1 protein-coding gene (cut by a window edge) is annotated in these 490 nt (G+C 65.3%); it reads right to left on the bottom strand.

Going from position 1 to position 490, the window contains the following annotated elements; all coding sequences use genetic code 11:
• On the bottom strand, positions 1 to 490 hold part of the coding region annotated (locus tag ACFE99_RS10730) for an aminotransferase class I/II-fold pyridoxal phosphate-dependent enzyme (protein ID WP_375485036.1) (this coding region is incomplete at its 5' end). 157 nt of the annotated region lie to the left of the window's left edge; 490 of 647 annotated nt are visible.

The raw sequence follows: 490 nt of genomic DNA, 5'->3' as shown, positions 1-490 counted from the left end.
GTGCGCGCACCGAGCGGTAACCAGACGAAGTTGGCTTGCGAGGGCGGCAGCGTGAACCCGGCATCGCGCAAGCCGGCACTGACCCGGGCACGCTCGGCGACCACGGCGTCGGTGCGGGCCAGCAGCTCGTCGGCGGCTTCCAGCGAAGCAATCGCCGCGGCCTGTGAGACGTTCGTCACGGTGAACGGTACGTACACCTTGTCCAGGGCGGCGATCACATCGGGGTGGCCCACCGCGTACCCCACCCGCAAGCCGGCGAGCCCGTAAGCCTTCGAAAAAGTCCGCAACGCAACGACATTGCTGTGCGCACGGACTAGCCCGAGAGTGTCTGGCAGCATGCCGTCGCGGACGTACTCGACATAGGCCTCGTCGATGGCGATCAGGACATGGGAGGGTACCGCCTCGATGAAGCGAACCAACGCATCGGGATCGACGACGGTCGACGTCGGATTGTTCGGATTGCAGACAAAGATGAGCCGGGTGTGATCGG

The sequence above is a fragment of the uncultured Mycobacterium sp. genome (genome assembly GCF_964249325.1).
Lineage (GTDB): Bacteria > Actinomycetota > Actinomycetes > Mycobacteriales > Mycobacteriaceae > Mycobacterium.
Note: the sequence above shows the minus strand (reverse complement) of the source record. Positions and strands in the feature narration are given on the sequence as shown.